Here is a 23290-nt window from a genome sequence, read left to right as displayed (position 1 = left end):
TGCTGCAGCGAGCGAGTTGACTGCAGGCAACGAAAGCAGCGCGTCAGCGCAGTGGACGCGCGCCGGAGCGGCGCGCGGGGGAAGCCGAACCGCGGCCGCGGTTCAGGCGTTTTGCAGGGACGCAGTGCGGCGGGTGCCGACCGTGACGGCAGTGGCGATGGCCAGCGCCTGGAACAGCGCAATGCCGACGAACACCCAGGCCGGGTGGCTGGCATCCATCAATGCACCGAACAGCAAGGGGCCAAGCGCGAGCCCGCTGTCCAGCCCCGAATAGACCACGCCGAACACACGGCCGGTGGCGTTCCTGGGCGCGGCGCTGCGGATCAACAGGTCGCGCGAGGGGCCGGCCACGCCCGACGCCAGTCCGATCAGGCCCATCAGCACCACCACCAGCGGCCCCGGCACCACGCCGGCCGCGAGCAGCAGCGCCAGCACGGCTGCCAGCGTAAAGGCGAACGCGATGGTGCGGTCATGGTTGCTGGCGCGGGCAGCAAAGAAGCCGCCCAGCACCATGCCGCCCGCCGACGCGAGCATATAGATAGTGTAGGCGCTCGTGGCCGCGGCCAGCGAGATGCCGTAAGTGGCCACCAGGGCGGTCGAGGCAAAGCTCTGGATCCCGGCCAGCGCCACCGCCGTCAGGAAGAAGAAGCCAAAGCACATCCAGACTTGCGGCAGGCGCAGGAAAGCGAAGGAACCGTCCTCTTCCCGGGCCGCAGGCCGAGCCGGGGCGGCGACGGTGCGCAGCACGCTTCGGTTCAGCAGCAACAGCGCCAGCACCCCGAACGGGATCAGCGCGGCGGCCACCAGCGCGACGCGCCAGTTCGACAAGGCGGCAACCGCGGCAAGGAACACCGGCGCGGCTGCCCAGCCCAGGTTGCCCGATACGCCGTGCACCGAGAACGCATGCGCCAGGCGCGGCTTGGAGACGCGCTGGTTGAGCAAGGTGTAGTCGGCCGGATGGAAGACCGCATTGCCGCAGCCGGCCAGCATCGAGCCGGCCAGCAGCAAGGCGTAGTTGGGCGCGCCCGCCAGCACCAGCGCGGCAGCGCCCAGCAGCGCCAGCCCGGCAAACAGCACCGCGCGCGCCCCAACCCGATCGACAATGAAACCGGACAACGCCTGGCCGATGCCCGAGACGACGAAGAACACCGTCATCAAGAGGCCCAGCTCGGCATAGCTCAACCCGAACGCGGCCTTGATCCACGGAAACAGCCCGGCCAGGATAAGGTGAAAAAAGTGCGACACGCCGTGCGCGATGCCGACCAATCCGATGACACGAGCGTCGTCGCGCAAGCTTGCTTCTGCCATGTTTGTTTCCCCTGGGTTTTTATTTGAACGGCAAGTGTAGCCAAAACTGCGTCTTGCTGCCGGCGGGACCACGCACTCAGCCCACACGGCGCTTGACGTACGGAAAGACTATTGGCGTTGTGCGCACGATTGATTTCCAGCAGGAATACTTAAAAAGGTGAATTGGAGTAGTGTTTCGATGTCAACTCAAAATGACAATCTTGGTTGCAACAATAACACTAAAGGAACCGAAAAATGCTGACGAAGACGATCACCCGGGCCATTCTTCCCATCCTGCTGGCCGCAGGATTCACCTCCGCCCATGCCGGCGTCGTGACCTTTCAGGGCGTGACGTTCACCGCGACCACCAGCGGCAACGTGCTGACGCTGGAGATCGACGCGGCGCACCCGACCGGCGACTGGGCCAGCGCCACCACGATCGGGGCGCTGGGCATCGCGTCGATCGGGACGTTCAGCTCGGCCACCATGCTGTCCGCGCCGGGCGCGGCTGCCGGCTGGAGCCTGCACGGGAACGAACTGAATGCGAACCAATGCAGCGGCGCCAGCCAGCCCACCAAGGTAGCCTGCTGGTCGGGCACGCACGTGGCGCTGGCCGACGACATGGTCTTCAAGTTTTCGTTCGCCGGCACCAAGGTGGACCTGGACGAGCCGAACGTGAAGGTCAATTTCTTCGTTGGCAACGGGACCAAGAAGGTCGGCAGCCTGTTTTCGCAGGGGGTGCCGACCGCGGAGACGCCGCCGACCGACGTGCCGGAGCCGGTCAGCGCGGCCATCCTGCTCGGGGGGCTGGGGCTGATGGGGATTGCACGGCGCAAGCGCGGGTGAATGGCAGGCTTGGGCTGAACGCGTGGGCAGGAAACCTGCCCACGCGACGAAAAAACGCCCGGCCCGCTTGCGCGGGTCGGGCGTTTTCACCTCCACGGCCAGCTTACTTGGCCAGCTCGACCTCCTTGTCGAACACCAGCTCGCCGCCGCGGGTATCGACGCGGATGGTGTCCTTCGGCCCGAAGTGGCCGGACAAGATCTCCTTGGACAGCGGGTTTTCGATCTGCTGCTGGATCGCGCGCTTGAGCGGACGGGCGCCATACACCGGGTCGAAGCCGGCTTCGGCGATCTTCTGCAGCGCCGCTTCCGACACGTCCAGACGCATGTCCATCTTCTCGAGCCGCTGTTCCAGGTTCCCCAGCTGGATCTTGGCGATCGCGCCGATGTTCTTCTCATCGAGCGCATGGAACACCACGATCTCGTCGATCCGGTTGATGAACTCCGGACGGAAGTGCCCGCGCACCTCGGCCATTACCGCCAGCTTGACCACCGCCGGGTCGTCGCTGTCCATCGACTGGATCTTGTGCGAACCCAGGTTCGAGGTCATCACGATCACCGTGTTCTTGAAGTCCACGGTGCGGCCCTGGCCATCGGTCATGCGGCCATCGTCCAGCACCTGCAGCAGCACATTGAACACGTCCGGGTGCGCCTTCTCGATTTCGTCCAGCAGGATCACGCTGTACGGCTTCCTGCGCACGGCCTCGGTCAGGTAGCCGCCTTCCTCGTAGCCGACATAGCCCGGCGGCGCGCCGATCAGGCGGGCCACCGAGTGCTTCTCCATGAACTCGCTCATGTCGATGCGGATCAGGGCTTCCTCGGTATCGAACAGGAACGCGGCCAGCGCCTTGCACAGCTCGGTCTTGCCCACGCCCGTCGGCCCCAGGAACATGAACGAGCCATACGGCCGGTTCGGGTCCGCCAGACCCGCGCGCGAACGCCGGATCGCATCGGCCACCGCGGTGATCGCCTCGTCCTGGCCGACCACGCGCTCATGCAGCTTCTGTTCGATGTGCAGCAGCTTGTCGCGCTCGCCCTGCATCATGCGCGAGACCGGGATGCCGGTCGCGCGCGAGACCACCTCGGCGATTTCCTCGGCGCCGACCTGGGTGCGCAGCAGCTTGGGGTTCGCTTCCTCGGTCTTGACCGTGGTGTCCTCGGCCTGCTTGAGCTGGCGCTCCAGTTCCGGCAGGCGGCCGTACTGCAGCTCGGAGACCTTCTGCCAGTTGCTCTGGCGCTTGGCTTCCTCCATCTGCTGGCGGATGCGCTCGATCTCTTCCTTGATGTGGGTGGTCCCCTGCACCATCGCCTTCTCGGCCTTGAGCACTTCCTCGTAATCGTTGTACTCGCGTTCCAGGCGCGCGATTTCCTCGTCGAGCAGCTCCATGCGGCGCATCGAGGCCTCGTCGGTCTCCTTGCGCACCGCCTCGCGCTCGATCTTCAGCTGGATCAGGCGCCGTTCGAGCTTGTCCATCACCTCCGGCTTGGAGTCGATCTCGATCTTGATCTTCGAGGCTGCCTCGTCGATCAGGTCGATCGCCTTGTCCGGCAAAAAGCGGTCGGTAATGTAGCGGTGCGACAGCTCGGCCGCGGCGATGATGGCCGGGTCGGTGATCTCGACCTTGTGGTGCAGCTCGTATTTCTCCTGCAGGCCGCGCAGGATGGCGATGGTCGCCTCCACGCTCGGCTCGTCCACGATAATCTTCTGGAAGCGGCGCTCGAGCGCGGCGTCCTTCTCGATGTACTTGCGGTACTCGTCGAGCGTGGTCGCGCCGATGCAGTGCAGTTCGCCGCGCGCCAGCGCGGGCTTGAGCATGTTGCCGGCGTCCATGGCGCCCTCGGCCTTGCCGGCGCCGACCATGGTGTGGATCTCGTCGATGAAGACGATGGTCATGCCCTCGTCCTGGGCCAGCTCCTTGAGCACGGCCTTCAGGCGTTCCTCGAACTCGCCGCGGTACTTGGCGCCGGCCAGCAGGGCCGCCAGGTCGAGCGACAGCACGCGCTTGCCCTTGAGCGAATCGGGCACTTCGCCATTGACGATGCGCTGGGCCAGCCCTTCCACGATGGCGGTCTTGCCCACGCCCGGCTCGCCGATCAGCACCGGGTTGTTCTTGGTGCGGCGCTGCAGGACCTGGATCGCGCGGCGGATCTCGTCGTCGCGGCCGATCACGGGGTCGAGTTTGCCCATGCGGGCGCGCTCGGTCAGGTCGAGGGTGTACTTCTTGAGCGCCTCGCGCTGGCCTTCGGCATCCTGCGAATTGACGGACTCGCCGCCGCGCACGGCCTGAATTGCCGATTCGAGCGCCTTGCGCGCCAGCCCATGCTCGCGCGCCAGGCGCCCGGCCTCGGACTTGTCATCGGTCAGGGCGAGCAGCACCATTTCGGAAGACAGGAACTGGTCGCCGCGCTTTTGCGCTTCGCGGTCGGCCAGGTTCAGCAGCGACATCAGCTCGCGCCCGACCTGGATCTCGCCGCCGGTGCCGGACACCTTGGGCAGGCGCTCGAGCCCGCCCTTGAGGGCATTCGTGAGGCCGCCCACGTTCACGCCGGCGCGCTGCAGCAGCGAGCGCGCCGCGCCGTCGTCCTGGTTCAGCAGCGCCACCAGCAGGTGCACCGGTTCGATGTAAGGATTGTCGTTGCCGACCGCCAGGCTCTGGGCGTCCGCCAGCGCTTCTTGCAGCTTGGTCGTCAGTTTATCTTGCCGCATGGTAATACTCCCTAGTGAGTGTTCTTTAACCAGGAAGCAAAGTTGGGATGGGATGCCGGGTTTTCAAGATGGCATTTGATGAGCCAGGCGCTCCGGTGCCTGCGACCTCAGGCGCGCGCGAACCACCGTCGTCCCGCGAAAGCCGGGGTCCATGCTGAGTTTGCGACCCGCTCGGCTCAGCATGGGTCCCGGCGTGCGCCGGGACGACGGTTTACTGGGAAACCGCGCGGTAGGTGGCGTAGCCGGCGATGCAAAACCCGATCGAGCCGAGCAGGTGCAAGGCTGAGTGGCCCAGCGCCCAGCCGTACTGGCCGCGCTGCAGCAGCATCATGGCTTCGCCCGAGAAGCTGGAAAACGTGGTCAGCCCGCCCAGGAAACCGGTGATCGCGAACAGCCGCCACTCCGGCGACAGGCCCGGGTGCGAGGAAAAGAACGCCAGAGCGATGCCGATCAGGTAGCCGCCGGCCAGGTTGGCCGTGAGCGTACCCACCTGCACGTGCGCGTGCAGGTCCGACAGCCACAGCGCCAGCCCCCAGCGCAGCCATGCGCCGATGGCCGCCCCCACGCCCACCGCGAGCCAGCTCAACGGGCCGCCCATTTGGCCTTGGCGGTGTCGTCCGAAACGCGGGCGTCCACCCAGCGCGCGCCGTCGGGCGTGGCTTCCTTCTTCCAGAACGGGGCGTCGGTCTTGAGGTAATCGATGATGAATTCGCAGGCGGCGAAGGCCTCGCCGCGATGGCTGGACGCGACCGCGACCAGCACGATCTGGTCGCGCGGGAGCAAGGGGCCGACACGGTGGATGACCAGCGCGCCCAGCAGCGGCCAGCGCGCGCGCGCCTGTTCCACGATGTCTTCCAGCGCGCGTTCGGTCATGCCGGGGTAGTGTTCGAGCTCCATGCTGGCGACCGACGCGCCGTCGTTCATGTCGCGCACCGTGCCGACGAACGTCACCACCGCGCCGGCGCGCGCGTCACCCGCGCGCAGGCGCGCCACCTCGGCGCCGAGGTCGAAATCCCCGGCCTGCACCCGTACTTCGATCATTTACCCTCCTTGGCCAGCCGCATGAGCAGGTGCTCGATGCGCGACGCGGTCCGCGCGTCGGTCAGCGCCGGCAGCGCGCACAGTTGGCGCAGCTCGGCCGCCGTGGTGGCCGGCTTGTGCCCCGACTTGAGCGAGGACTGCAGCACTTCCACCTGGAGCCTGAGCCGGTCGCGCGCGAACTCCGGACCGCTGTCAACGCCTGCAATGATCTCAAGGCGGAGCAATTCATGCAACAGTTTGGCGCGGTTCTGCTCGAGCAGGCGGGCGTAGGCCTGGGCCTGTGGCGCGGCGGTGGCCGCGAGGGCGTCGCCAAAACGCTGGCGCAGCACGGCGTCGTAGTCTGCCGGGACGGCCGGGAGCTGGTCCCAGCGCGCCTGCCAGTCGGTGGCGGCGGCGTCCAGCGCCGGGTCGGCGACGGCGGCCTCGAGCTCGTGGATCAGGCGCAGGCGCTCGCGCAAGGCGCCGGCCTGGGCCAGACCGGCGGCGCGGCGCGCGCTGTCGGCATGGTGCTGCACCAGCGCGATGGCGTCGTGGTAGCGCTTTTCCAGTCGCGCCTCATGCGCGCGCGGGACCGGGCCGGCCGCATGCCATTCGGCCGCGGCATCGCGCAGCAGCTTGCTCGCGGTGGCAGGCGTGGCCTGCGGCGCCGCCTCTTCCAGGCGCACGCAGATCGCTTCCTTCACCGATTCGTGCGCGCGGCGCTCGGCGTCCAGCGCATGCACGCTCTCCTTGCGGGCCGCGAACACGGCGTCGCAGGCGGCGCGAAAGCGCTGCCACAGGGCCTGCTCGTCCTTGCGTTCGAGCGGCAGCGCGCGGGCGTGCTCCTGCCAGCGCTGCTGGATCGCGCGCATCGCGTCCACCACGTGGCGGTCGTGCGGGTCGAGCGCGGCCACCTCGTCGATCAGCTCTTCGCGCTGCGACACCTCGCCCTTGCGCTGGTCTTCCAGCGGGCCTTGCAACACGCCCAGCACCTCGGCGAATTCGTGATCCAGGCGCTTCTTGTCCTTGCGGTCGATGGCGCCCAGGTGGCTCCACGCGGTGCGCAGGCGCTGGACGGTGCCGGCCACGTGCTTCCACTCGGCCGTGCCCTGCTCCAGGCGCGTGACCTCGGCCCGCGCTTCGTCCAGCAACGCCTGGCCGCGCGCGGCATTGGCGTGGCGCTCGTCGGCCAGGTGCTTGAAGTGCGCGGCGGCCGGCGCGTAGGCGGCGGTGCAGGCGGCGTCGAAGCGCTCCCACAGGCTCTTGGGCGCGGGGCCGGAGATGCTGTCGAGCGCCTTCCAGCGCTCGCGCATGCTGCCCACCTTCTTGGCCAGGTCGCTCATCGACAGCTGCTGGGTGGAGAGCGTCTCGACCGACTTGACCAGCTCCTCGCGCGAGACGTTGCCGCCCCAGCGCGCCCAGTCCGACAGGCGTTTGAGCTCGGCGCGCGCGTGGGCCAGCCGGTCGGCCTGCGCGGCGGTCAGGCGCATTCCCTTGTCGCGGCTGTCCTTGAGTGCCTTGTCCAGGTCCGCCGCGGTGCCGAGCGAGCCCTGACGCAGCGCCGCTTCCATCGCGTCCAGCGTGTCCAGGAAATGCTGGTCGGCGCCCTTGGGCGGCGCTTTGGCGGCGGGCGGGTTGGCCGGCTCCCTGGGTTTGCGCTCCGGTTGCGGCAGGCTTGCCAGCAGCTCGTCGAAACGCTGCTGCTGCGCTTCTTGTACCGGGCCGCGCGGCGGCTGCCCCAGCTTTTGCCAAGCCTTGCGCAGCGCCTCGGGCTGCAGCGAATCGCGCGAGGCCGCCAGCCACTCGGCCAGCTGGGCGTCGCGCGCGGCCAGCGCGGCCTGTCCTTCTTCCAGCGTGGCCAGGTTGGATGCCAGGCGCGCATGCGCGGCGGCGAATTCCGCGGCCAGCGCGCGCGGCAGCGATGCGTGTTCCGGCGCGGCCAGCGCGCCCTGCTGCTCCTGCTCCATCTGCGCCAGCCGCGCGCGCATCTCGTCGGCCGTCAGGCCGGCCGTCTCGAGCGCGCGCAGCTCCGCCAGGCGGTCGATCATGGCGCGCTGCAACGCCACCTGCGCTTCCAGGCGCTGCCCCAGCTGGGCGCGCACGGCATCGAACTGGCCGGCCAGCTCGGGCGCGGCGATCACCGACCATTTGCGGTCCAGTTCAGCGACGTGGTTCGGCGTGAGCAGCTCGTCGCGCAGCAGCGCCTGGGCCTGCTCGATGGCTGCCTGGGCGCGGCGCAGCTCGGACGCGTGGTGGCGGATCGCATCCAGGCGCGACTGCGCCAGCTTGGCCACGCGCCGGTCGGTGTTGCGCATCGCACTGTGGACGCGCTCGAGCTGTTCGGGGGAATGGACGAACTCGGCGGCGGCGAGCCGCAGTTCGGAGAATTCGCACTGAAGGATGAACTCGACGGCGGCGGCTTCGTTACCGCCCAGCTGCCGCAGCTTGTCGGCCTGCAGCTCGCGCTGCGAGCCTGCCGCCGTGGCCGCCTGTTGTGCTGGCGGCGCCGCCTGCCCGGCCGGCGGATCGCCCGGCTTGTTGTCGCCCGGGCGCTTGAAGAGAAACTCGAACATGATGAAGTCGCACTTCCAAAACCCCCATCATAACAAAGAACGATGGGTGGCCTGGCGCGGCCGGGCTGCCGCGCGCGGAACGCGCCCGCACTGGCTCAGTGCACGAAGGACATCGGCGGGCCTTGCCGCTGGACACGCTCGGGCCGCGGCCGGTAGTTGCGAGCCAGGCGCGGGTACCGCTCGCCACCCCGGCTCTCTTGCCTGTAAGCATCGTGCGCCAGCATCTGGTTGGCGATCGCGAACCAGGCCTCGCCCGAAATGACGCTGGCGGCCAGCTCGAACAGTTCGCGTTCCTCGCGCTCGATGCGCGCCAGCAGTGCGACGCAGAACTGCTCGACCGCGGCGCAGAACTGGCGCACCTGGGCTTCGCTGTCGAGCGTGGCGCTCTCCACCACACGCAGCGCCGCCGCCATGGCGTCCGCCGCGGCCTGGCTGAGCGCGTCGAGCTCCTCGATCAGCTTGTCGGCCGCGCCGGTGGCGCGCCGCACCGCCGGGATCAGGAACTTGTCGAGCTTGCGCCAATGACAACTTTCGTACAGGCGCTTGAGGGCGTCGCAAGTCATCTCGACCTGACCCGGGGTCAGCGCCCTTTGCTGGAGGAAATTGGATTGGAGCAACTTCTGAAGCGATTGAAGGCTGGTACGAACGCTGGTTTGCTCCACAGACAGTGCTACCAGCGTATAGGTCGCAGTTAACATCTTGTCTCCTCCCAGAATTCTCACCAACGCAGGCACCTGCCGGGAGAACGGCAAGCAACCGGGTCGGGAATGTCGTTTTGAACAGGCCTTTGAGGAATTTTATTATTGTCATCGGCCCGCAGGAACTAGTAGTGTAAAGAGCCCCGACAGCAAAGGTTTGATATTTCGCAAACCACTGGCCTTTGGTCCTACACGCTGCGTCAACCTGTTGCCGCGCCCGGCGTTGCAATGTGCCACGCCGCCATAATCGTTTCAGCGGAAGAAAAGTTACCAGCGGGCATGATGCTGCTCGACCATGCCGGCCAGCCGTCGCACCGCACGCGGCGCAGCGTCCGGCGCCGCCCGCACCCAGCCGTCGAACACGCCGATCTGCTGCCGCAGCCGGCTGCTGGCCACCAGCAGTTGCTTGTCGTCGCGCCGTTCCCCGTCGGGCGTGAAATGCAGCTCCACCAGGCCGTCGGCGGTGCGCACGCACAGGCCTTGCGGCGTCATGTCGAAACGGGCCTCGCCCAGCGGTAACAGCTGGCCGTCCAGCCACAATGCATTCTCGGCCCCGCCGAAATAGCCCTGCTGCAAATTGATGCCCACGTCCGGCCCGTGCGCCGACAGCCAGCGCCACCCGGTGCTGCGGCCCAGCAGGCCGTTCGAATAGTCCATGATCGCCACCCCGTCGTCGAGCACGAAACGGCGGCCGCCCGCCACGGCCACGCCGGCCACGGTCATGGCGCCCGACTTCTGCGTCGCGTGCACCGATCCGCCCGCGGCCGGGCCGATGGCGAGCAGGTGTCCGGCTGCCCCGCCGTAGGCCGCGTCGATGCGCAGGCCACGCGCAGACAGGCCAAGCATCCAGTCCCCGCTGCCCGCCGGCAGGATGTCGATGTGCTCCGAGAACGAACGGTAGCTGCCGGGGGCGCGCGCGTTGGCGCCGACCCGCGCCCCCATGCCGGGCAAGCCGACCGACGAGAAGCAGGCGAGGTCGCGCCCCGTCGCGCGCTCGAACACGTAACCGAACGCGCTCGAACCCCAGCCCACGTGGACCACCGCAGTGGCGCAGTACACCTCGTCGGTCACGATGCCGACGAAATGCCAGCGCTTGTGGTGCAGCCGGCGCCACGGCGCACTGCGCCGGAACGGTTCGGCCAGCGCGTCCCAGCCGAACGACTCGGCCAGTCCCGCGTAGCGCCCAAGGCGCGGCTGGCCGTCGGCGCCGACGGCGTGCAGGGGCGCGGCCGGCAGCATCATGCGGCCACCTTGTCGTCGGTGGCGCACGCGCCCAGCGCCGCCGCCAGCTGCCGCCCGAACGCGGCCGGCTCGGCATGCGTCACTTCCACCGTGGCGCAACCGTGCCAGCGCGCGCAGCGCTGCAGCGCCGCCGCGATGTCGCGCGCGAAGCGCTCGCTCACGCGCGTGCCCGGCTCCAGGATCACCGACTTGAGCTCGAACGCGCCGTGGCGGCGGTGCGCCTTGGCGTCGATCCGCCCGACCAGCGCCCCGCGCCGCAGGACAGGCAGCGTGAAGTAGCCGTAGCGCCGCTTTTCGGCCGGCGTGTAGCACTCGAGCCGGTAATCGAAGCCGAACAGCTCGAGCGCGCGGCGGCGGTCCCACACGATCGGGTCGAACGGCGACAGCAAGGTGGTCAGCGTGCTCGCCAGTGCGCCTTGCGCTGCCTGGCGCGCGGCCTGCTCGTGCTCGGGGTGGATATACACCGGGTCGTCCCAGCCCTCCACGCGCGCGCGCAGCAGCTCGCCGCGCGCAACCAGTTGGTCAGGGTCAGGATGGGGGCGGCGCGTGCGGTGGTAGTCGGAAATCCAGGCCGCGCGCGCCAGGCCCAGGGCACGCACAGCCCGCAGGACGAACTGGCGCCGCACCTCGGGCAGCGCCGGCGCCCGGCTGTCGTCCCACGACGGGTGCACGCGCTCGGCCAGATCGTAGATGCGCTGGAAGTTGTGGCGCCGCGCGATCATCAGCTTCCCGGATGTGAACAGCACCTCGAGCGAGCGTTTCTCGGGCTTCCATTCCCACCAGCCGCCGGCCTTGCCGTCGGTGCGCTCGAAATCGCTCGATCGCGCCGGGCCGTTCGCGCGGATGTGGTCCATCACCCTGGCCACCTCGGCGGCGCGCTCGCGCATCCAGGTTTCGGAGTACTTCCAGCCCATGGCGCCGGGGTCGAGCATGCGGTGGCGGTACAGGCCGTAATCCTCGATCGGCAGGAAGCACGCCTCGTGCGCCCAGTATTCGAACAGGCTGCCCTCTTCCAGCAGCTCGTCCAGCCACTCGGGCCGGTAATCGCCCAGCCGGCTCCACAGCACGAAATACGGGCTGCGCGCGACCACGTGGATGGTGTCGATCTGAAGCATTCCCATGCGCCGTATCGCGTCCAGCACATCGGCCTTGGTGGCGCGGCGCCGGCGCGGCTGCAGCATGCCCTGTGCATGAAGATGAAGGGCGCGCGCGGCGCCCGGGGAAAGGGTCAGTTCGCTCATGCCAGCATTGTAATAACGATTCGTCAACGCTGGTCAAGGGCCCCCGACATTTTCTCGGCAGCGGCCCGATGGCTGAGCTATAGTAGCGCCGGCTTCCCTTCCCTTCGATTCCCATGCGCCTGCTGCACACGTCCGACTGGCACCTCGGCCAGACCCTGCACAATTTCGACCGGAGCTACGAGCACCAGTGCTTCCTCGACTGGCTGGTCGAGACCATCGTGGCCGAACAGGCCGACGTGCTGCTGGTCGCGGGCGACGTCTTCGACAACGCCAACCCGTCGGCGCAGTCGCAGCGGCAGCTGTACCGTTTCCTGCAGCAGGCACGCGAGCGCGCACCGTGGCTGCAGGTGGTGGTCATCGCCGGCAACCACGATTCGCCGGGACGGCTGGAGGCGCCCGCGCCGCTGCTGCAGGCGCACGGCGCCACCGTGGTCGGCCACGTGGTGCGCGGCGAAGACGGCGAAATCGACCTGGCGCGGCTGCTGGTGCCGCTCGCGAACCGCGCCGGCCAGGTGCAGGCATGGTGCCTGGCCATCCCCTTCCTGCGGCCCGGCGACGTCCCGCGGGTCGAGGGCGAGAGCGAGGGCGATCCTTACCTGCAGGGCGTGGCGCTCCTGTACCGCCAGGCGATCGAGCTGGCGCGCGCGCGCTGCGCCGGGGGCCAGGCGATCGTCGCCATGGGCCACTGCCACATGGTGGACGGGCAGTCATCGCTGGACTCGGAGCGGCGCATCGTCATCGGCGGCACCGAGGCCTTGCCGGCCACGATGTTCGGTGCAAGCGTGGCGTATGCGGCGCTCGGGCACCTGCACCTGGCCCAGCGCGTGGGCCTGCAGGAACACCTGCGCTACTGCGGCAGCCCGCTGCCGCTTTCGTTCTCCGAGGTGAACTACCAGCACCAGGTGCTGCGCATCGATCTTGACGGCAGCGCGGTGCGCGAGGTCACGCCGATCCGCGTGCCGCGCGCGGTGGAGCTGCTGCGCGTGCCGCCGGCGCCGGCGCCGCTGGCCGAGGTGCTGGCCGCGCTCGAAGCGCTCGAGCTGCCCGAGCTGCCCGCCCACGCCCAGCCCTATCTTGAGGTGCGCGTGCTGCTCGACGGCCCGGAGCCCGGCCTGCGCGCGCAAATCGAGGCGGCCATCGCCGGCAAGCCGGTGCGCCTTGCCAAGATCGAACCGACGCGCAAGGTGGCCACCGCCGCGCCGCTGGATGATGCGATGACGCTCGACCAGCTGGCCCAGCTCAAGCCGGACGACATCTTCCGCCGCCTGTACCGGCAGCGCTACGGCGAAGAGGCGCCGGCCGGGCAGCTGGCCGCGTTCACCGAGCTGATGCTGGCCGGCGCCACGGAGGCGGCATGAAGATCCTGCGCATCGGCGGCCGCAACCTGGCCTCGCTCGCGGGCGACTTCTGCGTCGATTTCGAGGCCGAGCCGCTTGCGTCCAGCGGCCTGTTCGCCATCAGCGGCCCGACCGGCGCGGGCAAGAGCACCCTGCTCGACGCGCTGTGCCTGGCGCTGTACGGCACCACCCCGCGCCTGCCGAAAAGCGCGCGCGGGGCCAGCGCGCTGCCGGACGTGAACGGCGAACCGGTGTCCACCGTGGATCCGCGCAACCTGCTGCGGCGTGGCGCGGGCGAGGGCTTTGCGGAAGTGGACTTCGTGGGCAACGACGGCCTGCGCTACCGCGCGCGCTGGAGCGTGCGCCGCTCGCGCAACAAGCCGGGCGGGCCGCTGCAGGCCGCCGCGATGACGCTGCACCGCCTGCCCGAACTGGCGCCGGTGGGCGGCACCAAGTCCGAGGTGGCGGGCGAGATCGTGCAGCGCATCGGCCTGTCGTTCGAGCAGTTCACGCGCGCCGTGCTGCTGGCGCAGAACGAATTCTCCGCCTTCCTGCGCACCGACGAAAACGAGCGCGGCGAACTGCTCGAAACTCTCACCGGCAGCGCCGTGTACAGCGACATATCGAAGCGTGCCTTCGAGCGCTGCAAGCGCGAGCAGGAGGCGCTGCGCGTGCTCACCCAGCAGCTGTCGCGCCAGGTGCCGCTGTCGGCCGAGGCGCGCGCCACGCTGGACGCCGAACGCGCACAGGCCGAGCTTGAGCTGCAGACTGTCGATGCGCGCCGCGCCTTGCTCGAACAGCAAAGGCGCTGGCACGACGAACTGGCCAAGCTCACCCGCAACGAAGCGGCGGCGCAGGATGCGCTGGCCCAGGCGCGCACACAGGTGGACGCCGCGGCCGGGCGCCGGCGCCACCTGGCCACACTGGAAGCGCTGCAGCCGGCGCGCGCACTGCTGGCCGAAACCCAGCGGCTGGAACGCGAGCAGACACAGGTCCACGCTGCTACCGAACAAGCCGGCCGCGAGTTGGACAGCGCCGTTGCCGCACAGGCGCAGGCCGCGCACCAGCTGGCGGCAGCCGCGCAAGCGCTGGCGGTGGCCGAAGCCGCACAACGCGATGCCGCCCCCGCGCTGGACGCGGCCAAGGCGCTGGACGCCGCCATCGCCGCCCTGACCCCGGCCCTTGACCATGCGCGCAAGGCGATGCAGGCGGCCCGACTGGGCGCTGCCGACGCGGCGCAGGCCATGCAAACCAAGCAGGCCGCACATGCAGCGACGCTCGCCGCACAGCAGGCGAGTGCCGCATGGCTTGCCGCGCATGCGCACCACGAAGTGCTGGCCACGCAATGGGAACGCTGGGACAACCTGCTGGCACAGGCGGCCAACGCGGCGCAAGCCGACGCCGATGCCGCGGCGGCCCTTGCCACGGCCGCGCGCAACGCCGAGGTGAACTCCCAAACCGGGCAGCAAGCGGCGGCGGCGCTCGAGCAGGCGGCAAGCGCGCTGCGCGAGCACGAATCGGCCCTGCGGCACGCAAGCGACACGCTGGCCGGCTTCGATGACGAGGCCCTGCGCCAGGCGCGCCAGGCGCTGGACGCGCGGCGCGAGCAGCTTGCCGCGCTCGAGAAGACCTGGTCGGCACTGTCATCCACGCGCAAGCGCATGGCACAGCTGGACGAGCAACGCACCGCTGCCGAGTGTGCGCGCCAACAGGCCGAAATTGCGCTGGCCACGGCGGCGGCACAAGCGAAGGCGCTGGGCGGCGCCGCCGAACAGGCCGAACGCGCCCTCGCCGGCGCCGAGCTGGCCTGTGCCGACAGCGTTGCCAGCCTGCGCGCCCAGCTCGCGGACGGCGCGGCCTGCCCCGTTTGCGGCGCGCTGGAGCACCCCTACCATCATCAGGACGAACGCTTGCAGGCCGTGCTCGACGGCCTGCGCGCCGAGGTGGTGCGCTGCCGGGCTGCGGCACAGGACAACCTGGCCGCACAGGCGGCGCAGCGCACCGCGGCAGCGGGCGCACGCGAGCGCTTGACCGCGCTGGACGCCGAGCGCGGCGCCCTTGCCCCGACCCTGGACGAACTGTCGCGGGCGTGGAACGCACACCCGCATGCACACGCCGCGCCGGGCGAAGACGAGCGCAGCGGCTGGCTGGCCGCACAACAGCAGGCACTGCGGGAACAGGCTGCGCAGCTGGACGGGCAGGAACAAGCGGCACAGCGTGCGCGCACTGCGCGCGACAACGCCCAGCAAGGGTGCGACAAGGCGCGCGCCGCGCATGCCCGGCTACTGGAAGCGGCCCATGCGGCGCAAGCGCAAGCGGCGCGCCTGAAGTCCGAGCTGGACACGCTTGCCGCAAAGCGTGACGCAGCCGCAAGCGCCCTCGCCGCGACCCTGCGCGAACTGGAGCAGCCGCTGTCGCAGGCCGACAGCGACGGCTGGCAAGCCCGATGGCGCCAGGACCCGAACGCCTACCGCGCGCGCCGTGCCGCCGAGGCAGGGGCGTGGAGCGAACAGTCGCACCAGCTCACCCGCAGCAACAGCGAGATCGCCACGCTGGAGGTCGAGCTTGCCGCCGCTGCCGCCAATGCGGGGCAGGCAGCGCGGCTGGCCAGCGAGGCCGCGGCCCAGTTCCAGCGCGCCGACGCGCAGGTCAAGGCCAAGCTGGGCGAGCGCGCTTCACTCTTCGAGGGCAAGCCGGTGCGGCAAGTCGAACAAGCGCTTGCCCAGGCCGTTGGCCAGGCCCGCGCCACGCTCGTGGAACGGCAAGCGGCAAGCGCCCAGGCCGCCCAGCGCGAAGCCGCCGCCCGTGCCGGCGTGATCCAGTGCGGCGAACGCCACACGGCATTGCATGCCGCATCCGGCGCCGCCGCGGCGCAGCTGTCCGCATGGCTCGACGACTATGCCCTGCAGCACGCGGACCTGGAACCGGTCGCCGACAGCGCCGCCCTTGCCGCCCTGCTGGACACCACGCAGGATGATGTGGCCCGGGAACGCGCCGCGCTGGCCGAACTGGACGCGCAGGCCGCAAGCGCCGCCACCGTGCTTGCCGAGCGCCGCGCTCAGCGCGAACTGCACGCCGGCAGCGCGCTGCCCGATGCGCCGGCCAGCGCCGACGACGTGGAAGCGGCGCTGGCGGTGGTCAACCTCGAACGCGGAGCCCTGCTCGAACGCGCCACGGCACTGCGCATGCAGGCCGCGCAGGACGACGAACGGCGCGCGCAGGGCCAGGCCCTGCTGGCCGAGATCGAACGCCAGCAGGCCGAGGAGCAGAAGTGGGCCAAACTGTCGGAGCTCATCGGATCGAGCGACGGGAAGAAGTTCCGCAATTATGCGCAGCAGTTCACGCTGGACGTGCTGCTCGGTTACGCCAACCATCACCTGGCGCAACTGGCGCGCCGCTACCGGCTCGAGCGGGTGGTCAACACGGGCGGCCCCTCGCTCGCGCTGATGGTGCGCGACCAGGACATGGGCGGCGAGGTCCGCCCGGTCAATTCGCTCTCCGGCGGCGAGACCTTCCTGGTGTCGCTGGCCCTGGCGCTGGGGCTGGCCTCGCTCTCGTCCAACCGCGTGCGGGTCGAATCGCTGTTCATCGACGAGGGCTTCGGGAGCCTGGACAGCGACACGCTCGGGGTGGCGATGGATGCGCTCGACGCGCTGCAGGCGCAGGGCCGCAAGGTGGGGGTGATCTCGCACGTGCAGGAGATGACCGAGCGGATCGCTGCCAGGATCGTGGTGCGCCCGGCCGGCGGCGGCGCAAGCGCCGTCTCGGTGCAGTAGCCGATGCTACAATGCGCCCTTTTCCGCATTCATCCATCATGACCAAACCAGCACGCTTTTTGACCTTCAAGTGCGCCAAGTGCGCCAAGCCGGTCAAGGTCCAACTGCAGAAAGTGTCGGCCTGCTCGCACATCCAGCCCTACCTGGGCGTGTGCGACTGCGGCGAGGTCAGGCTGCACGCCACCGGCAACCCGGACGCGGTCAAGTCCTTCCTCGAGTCCGGCGGCATCGACTGGCACCATCACCATTGATGAGCGAACCCGCGCGCATCCACTGGCCTGAGGGGGGCGAAGACCGCTCGGCCCTGTGGCACTCCGAAAGTGGCTGGCCCGCGCCGAAAAAGGTGGTGCCGGCCGACGACACCATGCCGGCCGACGTGGCCTACCGGCTTGCGCTGGAGGGCACGGGCCTGTTGTGGCGCGGCGACTTCCAGAACGCGCGCCAGCTGCTGCAGGCACTGGTGCGCCGCATCGAGCACAAGGGCGCGCGCGGCAAGCGTGCCAAGGCCGCCAAGCCGGCCGCCAGCCCTGCCGAACTGTTCCACCGCCACCGCCTGACCCAGCTGCAGCGCGCGCGCCTGCTGGCGATGCTGCTCATCCCGCTCGAAGGCGACTACGCAATCCTGCTGCGCCGCGCGCCCGACGTGCGCGACGCCTGTGCCGAGGCGTATGGCCCGGCCAGCGGCGAACGCCTCGTGATCTCGCTGCGCGAGCTGCTTGGCCTGATCGGCGCGCACGAGTGGCGGCGCAAGGGCGTCTTCATGCCCGCGCTGGGCGCGCGCATCCACCCGTGGTACGGCGTGTTTTCGCCGGTGCGCGGCGAGTATGTGGACCTGGTGGCGCAGGCGCCGCTGCCGGCGGGCGCGCAGCTGGCTTTCGACATCGGCACCGGCACCGGCGTGCTGGCGGCCCTGCTGGCAAAGCGCGGCATCGAGCGGGTGCTGGCCACCGACATGGACGAGCGGGCGCTCGGCTGCGCGCGCGAGAACATCGAACGGCTGGGCGTTGGAGCGCAGGTTGAACTGATCAAGGCCGACCTGTTCCCGGAAGGGCGCGCGCCGCTCGTCGTGTGCAATCCGCCGTGGTTGCCGGGCAAACCCAGTTCGTCCATCGAATACGCGATCTACGACCCGGACAGCCGCATGCTGCGCACGTATCTCGGCGGCCTGGCAGCGCATTTGCTCGAGCACGGCGAAGGCTGGCTGATCCTGTCGGACCTGGCCGAGCACCTGGGCCTGCGCTCGCGCGAGCAGCTGCTCGGCTGGATCGATGGCGCCGGACTGGAAGTGATCGCGCGGCTGGACACGCGCCCGGTGCACGGCAAGGCCAGCGACCCCGACGATCCGCTGCACGCGGCGCGCTCGCGCGAAGTGACGTCGCTGTGGCGGCTGCGCGCGAAACGCAACACGGCGGTATGACCAACGCACACTCCCGATTTGCGCCGGGGCCGCATACGCGATACAATTTGGGCATCAGACGCGGGGTGGAGCAGTCTGGCAGCTCGTCGGGCTCATAACCCGAAGGTCACAGGTTCAAATCCTGTCCCCGCAACCAAATACTGGGCCCGACTGTCCCTCGCAGCCGGGCTTTTGTTTTGTGTGGCAGCGCGGCCCGATGAGAGACAAGAAAGACAACGCAACATTCGACCTGCCTGGCTTCGAAGACGCCTTCGCGCTGCCGCCGCAACCCGTTGAACCCAAAAAGCCCGGCACCCGCCCGCGCCGCGTCATACTCAAGCAAGAGCAGCTCCAGCTGCTCGAAGAGACCGACGCCACCGGCCTGCCGGTGTGGAAGCGCGACGACAACCTCGACCTGACCGGCCTGCCGGTCTGGGCACCAGCCTGACCGCATGTCCACTTCCTTCTCCACGCTGCCGCTGGCGGCGCGCTTCCTCTCGAACCTGAACAATCTCGGCTACCACGCGATGACGCCGGTGCAGGCCGCCAGCCTGCCGCACGCGCTGGCCGGGCGCGACCTGATCGTGCAGGCGCACACCGGCAGCGGCAAGACGGCTTCGTTTGGCATCGGCATGCTGCACCGGCTGAACCCGGCGCTGTTCTCGGTGCAGGGCCTGGTGCTGTGCCCGACGCGCGAACTGGCCGACCAGGTCGCGGGCGAGTTGCGCCGGCTGGCGCGCGGCGTGGGCAACGTCAAGATCCTGACGCTGACCGGCGGCGTGGCGTTCCGCCCGCAGGTAGCCTCGCTCGAGCATGGCGCGCACATCGTGGTCGGCACCCCGGGGCGCATCCGCGACCACCTGGGCAAGCGCACGCTGGATCTCAAGCGCGTGAACACGCTGGTGCTCGACGAAGCGGACCGCATGACGGACATGGGCTTTTACGAGGACATCGCGGCGATCGCGGGCGACTGCCCCGCCTGGCGCCAGACCCTGCTGTATTCGGCGACCTACCCCGACGACATTCGCGCCGCCACCGCGGCGCTGCTGCGCGATCCGCTCGAAGTGGCGGTGGAAGGCGGCCAGCAGGCGGCGCGCATCGAACAGCGCTTTTACGAAGTCGATGTCGATGCGCGCGACGCCGCCGTGGCGACGCTGCTGGCAAGCCTGCGCCCCACTTCCGCCATCGTCTTCTGCAATACCAAGGCACATTGCGAAGAGCTGGCGGCAGCGCTGCGCGCGCAAGGTTTTTCGGCGCGCGCCCTGTTCGGCGAGCTGGAACAGCGCGAGCGCGACGAGACGCTGCTGCTGTTCGCGCACCGCAGCTGCCAGGTGCTGGTGGCCACCGACGTGGCAGCGCGCGGCCTGGACATCGCGGACCTGGACCTGGTGATCAACGCCGGCATGCCCAAGGACGCGGAAGTGTACGTGCACCGCGTCGGCCGCACCGGACGCGCCGGCAGCGAAGGCCTGGCGGTATCGGTGTGCACGCCGGGCGACAAGAAGTGGGTGGCGCGCGTGGAGGAACTGCAGGGCAGCCCCGCGCAGTGGCACCCGCTGCCCTCCCCGCCTGACGCCGCCCCGCCCGGGCCAGCCCCGATGGTCACGCTATGCATTGCCGGCGGCAAGAAGGACAAGCTGCGCCCCGCCGACCTGCTGGGCGCGCTGACCGGCGAGGCGGGCCTGACCCGCGAACAGGTCGGCAAGATCGACATCACCCAGTTCGCCAGCTACGTGGCGCTGGCGCGCCCGGCCGCGGCGCACGCGTTCGAGCGCCTTGCTGCCGGCAGCCCGCTCGGGCCCGAGTACGGGGCGTTCAAGGGGCGCTACTTCCGGATGCGTTTCATCGAGGCCTAGGCGCGCACGGTTGAGCGGGCCACCGACACGCCCGCCTGGAATCTGGCATTATTTGCAACAAATGAGGTTTGCATGATGACCAGTCCAAGCACAATCCGATCTCCCACGCTTGCACGCACGGTGCGCCAGGTGGTGTCGCAGCAGCCGGAGCAGGTGAACGAAGTCTGGTGCCGCAAGATCTTCCGCAACATCCTGCAGGCGCTCGAACGCCACCACGCGCTCAGGCAGCCGCACGCGCCCATCTCGCCCGACACGATCGGTTTTGACGCGCACGGCGACCCGGTCCTGCTGCCGGCCGACGGCGCCACGGCCGAGCCGGGCGAAGCGGCCGACGTGCAGGCGCTCGGCGCCGTGGTCCACTACGCCATCACCTGGGAGCCGCAGCCACTGACGCCGCTGCGTACCCAGGCGCTGGACGGCTTCAGCGAATCGCTGGTCGGCGCGGTCAACAAGTGCATCGCGCCCGACCCGGGCGAGCGGCCGCAGTCGATCGCCGAACTGCGCAACCTGCTCGGCATCGTCGCGCTGGGGGCCGTCATACCGCATGCCACGCCCGAGCCAGTCTTTGCGCCGGTCGAAACCACCCGCACGACGAGCATTTTCGGCCCCGACAAATGGCAGCGCTGGATGCTGATCTGCCTGGCGGCCGTGGTGCTGCTGGCCGCAGCCTCGGCGCTGTGGATGCTGCTGCGCGACGCGGACGGCGGCGACAACGTCGCGCTGACCTTGCCCGAGACGGTGCCAGCGTCGCACAACGCCAGCCCCAACGCGGCGCCGGCGCTGCCCGCTCCCGCCGCGCCGGTCGCGCCGGCCACGCCGGCCATCGCAACAGCCGCGCGCGATGCCGCCGCGATGGGCCCGCACTCTGCCGCGGCAACGCGCTCCATCGAACCGGAACCCGCCGCCAGCTCCCCTGCCCGCCCCGTTGCGCCATCGGCAGCGCCTGCGCGCGACGCGCAGCAAGCTCCCTCCGTCACCTACAAGCTGATGGTCAAGCCGTGGGGAACCGTGTACGTGGACGGCGCCGAACGTGGCATCAGCCCGCCGCTCAAGCACCTGCGGCTGGCGCCGGGGCAGCACACCGTGCGCGTGGTGAACCCGAACTATCGCGACCGCGTCCTGCGCATCGATGCGGAACACAACCGCAACGGCCGCATCGACGTCGATTTTGGCCAACGGTCACGTTGAGGTGTATGTCATGAGAACCATCTTCCTGTCCACGCTGCTTGCGGCCAGCCTGCTGGCCGGCTGCGCCGACATGCCCGACCTGTTCGGCAGCACACCGGCCCAGCCGCACCCGCGCGCCGAAAGCCTGTCCGCCACGCGCGAGCCGGCCGCCCTGCGCGAGGGAATCCATCTGTACAACGAAGGCGATTTCAATGGCGCGATCAAGCGGCTGTCCTCGCGCGAGATCGCCAACGGCTCGGTGAATGCGCGCGTCACCGCGCTCAAGTACACCGCGTTCAGCTATTGCGTGACCAGCCGGCCCTCCCAATGCCAGCGCGCGTTCGAGCGGGCAATCAAGCTGGATCCCAGGTTCGACCTGGAGCCGGGCGAGCACGGGCACCCGCTGTGGGGGCCGGTATTCGCGAAGGCCAAAAACAACCGCTAATCCTCCTTCGTAGGGTGGACAGATTCCTGCCCATGCGTTCGAGCAGCGCAAGCTTGAGTTGGATGTGGGCAGGAGACCTGCCCACCCTACGATCAAAGCTTGACGGTGACGGACGCCGGGAAGGTCGGTGCACGGCGGCGGGCACTGGCCTGTTCGTAGGCGTAGGCCATGCCGATCAGCGCCGCTTCGCTCCACGCCGTGCCCACGAACGACATGCCGACCGGCAGTCCGTGCGTGTAGCCCGCCGGAACTGTGATGTGCGGGTAGCCCGCCACCGCCGCCGGCGACGAGAAGCTGCCGCCGTAGTGGTCGCCGTTGATGTAATCCGTCACCCAGGCCGGCCCCCCGGTCGGCGCCACCAGCGCATCGAGCTTGTGCTCGCGCAGCACCTGGTCGATGCCTTCCTCGCGCGAGTAGCGCAGGTTGTTCGCCAGCGCCTCCTGGTATTCCTTGGCGTCGAGCCCGGCCTTGGCTTCGGCCGCAACCAGGTGTTCCTGCTGGAAGTACGACATCTCGCGCGCAGCGTTCTTCTGGTTGAAGGCGATCACGTCGGCCATGTTCTTGACCGGCGCGTGCGGCGCGTAGTTTGCCAGGTAAGCGTTCAGGTCGGGCTTGAATTCGTACAGCAGCACCGTGGTCTCGGTGTCGTTGTACTTGTCGATGTTGGGCAGCTGCACGTCCACCAGGGTCGCGCCCTGCGCCTTCAGGATTTCCAGCTCCTTTTCGATGATCGCGTCCACCGCGTCGTTACTGCCGAAAAAGTTGCGCGCCACGCCAATGCGCTTGCCCTGCAGGCCGTCGCGGCGCAAGGCGGCCGCGTAGTCGGTGGCGCGCGCGTTCGCCTCTTTGGTGGCGGCGTCGCTGGCGTCACTGCCGGCCAGCGCGGCCAGCAGCAGCGCAGCGTCGGCGACGGTGCGGGTCATGGGGCCGGCCGTGTCCTGCGAGTGCGCGATCGGGATGATGCCGCTGCGGCTGACCAGTCCCAGCGTGGGCTTGATGCCGACGATGCCGCAGGTCGAGGACGGCGACACGATCGAGCCGTCGGTCTCGGTGCCCACCGCCAGCGTGGCCAGGCTGGCCGCGATGGCCGAGGCCGAACCGGAGCTGGAACCGCTGGTGTTGCGGTCCAGTGCGTACGGGTTCTTCGTCTGGCCGCCGCGCCCGCTCCAGCCGCTGATCGAATGGGTCGAGCGCATGTTGGCCCACTCCGACAGGTTGGTCTTGCCGATGATGACCGCGCCCGCCTCGCGCAGGCGCGCCGCCACGTGCGCGTCGCGGCTGGCGCGCACGCCGTCCAGCGCCAGCGAGCCGGCGCTGGTGCTCATCTTGTCGGCGGTGGCGATATTGTCCTTCAGGAGCACCGGGATGCCGTGCAGCGGGCCGCGCAGCTTGCCGGCGGCACGCTCGCGGTCCAGCGACTCGGCAATCGCCAGCGCATCCGGATTCAGCTCGATGATTGCGTGCAGCCTGGGGCCAGCCTTGTCAATCGCGGCGATGCGCGCCAGGTAGTGCGACACCAGCGCGCGCGAGCTCAGCTTGCCGGCCTTCATGGCCGCCTGCTGCTCGGCCACGCCGGCGTCCAGCAGCGCGCCATTGCCTGCTGCCGGCAATGCCGCCGCGCCCGCATCCGCCATGCCAGCCATGGCGCCGGCAGCCAGTCCAAGATGAACGAAATCCCTGCGATCCATTCCTGCCTCCAATT

General features: G+C 69.5%; 18 protein-coding genes and 1 tRNA gene. 10 read left to right on the top strand and 9 right to left on the bottom strand.

What is annotated here, in order from left to right:
- Window positions 1–102: 102 nt before the first annotated feature.
- On the bottom strand, window positions 103–1308 hold the full coding sequence (locus tag NX773_RS05405; RefSeq protein WP_258855305.1) for an MFS transporter: 1206 nt from the start codon (window positions 1306–1308) through the stop codon (window positions 103–105).
- A 234-nt stretch (window positions 1309–1542) separates the two neighbouring features.
- Here NX773_RS05405 and NX773_RS05400 point away from each other — a divergent pair, with 234 nt between their 5' ends.
- Window positions 1543–2133: a PEP-CTERM sorting domain-containing protein gene (locus NX773_RS05400; RefSeq protein WP_258855304.1), complete on the top strand. Its 591-nt coding sequence runs from the start codon at window positions 1543–1545 to the stop codon at window positions 2131–2133.
- A gap of 103 nt (window positions 2134–2236) precedes the next feature.
- Here the strand turns inward: NX773_RS05400 and clpB are convergent, their stop codons facing one another.
- The 7 genes from clpB to NX773_RS05365 all read right to left on the bottom strand — a co-directional run bounded on the left by clpB (window position 2237) and on the right by NX773_RS05365 (window position 11611).
- Window positions 2237–4837, bottom strand: a complete 2601-nt coding sequence (gene clpB / locus NX773_RS05395) for an ATP-dependent chaperone ClpB (protein ID WP_258855303.1) — start codon at window positions 4835–4837, stop codon at window positions 2237–2239.
- Between the two features lie 211 nt (window positions 4838–5048).
- On the bottom strand, window positions 5049–5435 hold the full coding sequence (gene crcB / locus NX773_RS05390) for a fluoride efflux transporter CrcB (RefSeq protein WP_258855302.1): 387 nt from the start codon (window positions 5433–5435) through the stop codon (window positions 5049–5051).
- Window positions 5420–5878 carry a molybdopterin synthase catalytic subunit MoaE gene (gene moaE, locus NX773_RS05385; protein ID WP_258855301.1) on the bottom strand — a complete coding sequence of 153 codons (459 nt, stop codon included), beginning with the start codon at window positions 5876–5878 and terminating at the stop codon, window positions 5420–5422. Before moaE ends, crcB begins: the two co-directional genes overlap by 16 nt.
- Window positions 5875–8430, bottom strand: a complete 2556-nt coding sequence (locus NX773_RS05380) for a DUF349 domain-containing protein (protein WP_258855300.1) — start codon at window positions 8428–8430, stop codon at window positions 5875–5877. Before NX773_RS05380 ends, moaE begins: the two co-directional genes overlap by 4 nt.
- Window positions 8431–8525: 95 nt before the next feature.
- Window positions 8526–9128: a hemerythrin domain-containing protein gene (locus NX773_RS05375; RefSeq protein WP_370662218.1), complete on the bottom strand. Its 603-nt coding sequence runs from the start codon at window positions 9126–9128 to the stop codon at window positions 8526–8528.
- A gap of 267 nt (window positions 9129–9395) precedes the next feature.
- Window positions 9396–10370, bottom strand: coding sequence for a DUF2804 family protein (locus NX773_RS05370; protein WP_258855298.1), 975 nt, complete (start codon window positions 10368–10370; stop codon window positions 9396–9398).
- Window positions 10367–11611 carry a winged helix-turn-helix domain-containing protein gene (locus NX773_RS05365; RefSeq protein WP_258855297.1) on the bottom strand — a complete coding sequence of 415 codons (1245 nt, stop codon included), beginning with the start codon at window positions 11609–11611 and terminating at the stop codon, window positions 10367–10369. Before NX773_RS05365 ends, NX773_RS05370 begins: the two co-directional genes overlap by 4 nt.
- 113 nt (window positions 11612–11724) lie before the next feature.
- Between NX773_RS05365 and NX773_RS05360 the strand changes: the two genes are divergently transcribed.
- From NX773_RS05360 to NX773_RS05320, 9 genes are all read left to right on the top strand, one after another.
- Window positions 11725–12969: an exonuclease SbcCD subunit D C-terminal domain-containing protein gene (locus tag NX773_RS05360; RefSeq protein ID WP_258855296.1), complete on the top strand. Its 1245-nt coding sequence runs from the start codon at window positions 11725–11727 to the stop codon at window positions 12967–12969.
- The gene (locus NX773_RS05355; RefSeq protein ID WP_258855295.1) at window positions 12966–16724 is read left to right on the top strand and encodes an AAA family ATPase; all 3759 of its coding nucleotides are present in this window, start codon (window positions 12966–12968) and stop codon (window positions 16722–16724) included. The genes NX773_RS05360 and NX773_RS05355 overlap by 4 nt, the downstream gene beginning before the upstream one ends.
- Window positions 16725–16762: 38 nt before the next feature.
- Complete coding sequence (locus tag NX773_RS05350; RefSeq protein ID WP_258855294.1) at window positions 16763–16975, top strand: hypothetical protein; 213 nt, start codon at window positions 16763–16765, stop codon at window positions 16973–16975.
- On the top strand, window positions 16975–18141 hold the full coding sequence (locus NX773_RS05345) for a 50S ribosomal protein L11 methyltransferase (RefSeq protein WP_258855293.1): 1167 nt from the start codon (window positions 16975–16977) through the stop codon (window positions 18139–18141). The genes NX773_RS05350 and NX773_RS05345 overlap by 1 nt, the downstream gene beginning before the upstream one ends.
- Window positions 18142–18200: 59 nt before the next feature.
- Window positions 18201–18277: transfer RNA gene (locus NX773_RS05340), tRNA-Met, on the top strand.
- A 60-nt stretch (window positions 18278–18337) separates the two neighbouring features.
- Entirely contained in the window at window positions 18338–18568 is a 231-nt protein-coding gene (locus NX773_RS05335; RefSeq protein ID WP_258855292.1) for a hypothetical protein, read from the top strand.
- A gap of 4 nt (window positions 18569–18572) precedes the next feature.
- Window positions 18573–19976 (top strand): ATP-dependent RNA helicase DbpA, encoded by a 1404-nt coding sequence (dbpA, locus tag NX773_RS05330; RefSeq protein WP_258855291.1) that lies wholly within the window; start codon window positions 18573–18575, stop codon window positions 19974–19976.
- Window positions 19977–20048: 72 nt separating this feature from the next.
- Window positions 20049–21164 (top strand): PEGA domain-containing protein, encoded by a 1116-nt coding sequence (locus NX773_RS05325; RefSeq protein ID WP_258855290.1) that lies wholly within the window; start codon window positions 20049–20051, stop codon window positions 21162–21164.
- Between the two features lie 10 nt (window positions 21165–21174).
- The gene (locus tag NX773_RS05320) at window positions 21175–21588 is read left to right on the top strand and encodes a TssQ family T6SS-associated lipoprotein (RefSeq protein ID WP_258855289.1); all 414 of its coding nucleotides are present in this window, start codon (window positions 21175–21177) and stop codon (window positions 21586–21588) included.
- Between the two features lie 92 nt (window positions 21589–21680).
- Here NX773_RS05320 and NX773_RS05315 read toward each other — a convergent pair whose 3' ends face one another.
- The gene (locus NX773_RS05315; protein ID WP_370662217.1) at window positions 21681–23276 is read right to left on the bottom strand and encodes an amidase; all 1596 of its coding nucleotides are present in this window, start codon (window positions 23274–23276) and stop codon (window positions 21681–21683) included.
- Window positions 23277–23290 lie beyond the last annotated feature (14 nt).

Source organism: Massilia solisilvae (genome assembly GCF_024753215.1).
Taxonomy (GTDB): domain Bacteria; phylum Pseudomonadota; class Gammaproteobacteria; order Burkholderiales; family Burkholderiaceae_D; genus Telluria; species Telluria solisilvae.
The sequence above is the reverse complement of the archived record's forward strand: the minus strand, read 5'-3'. Positions and strand labels throughout refer to the sequence as shown.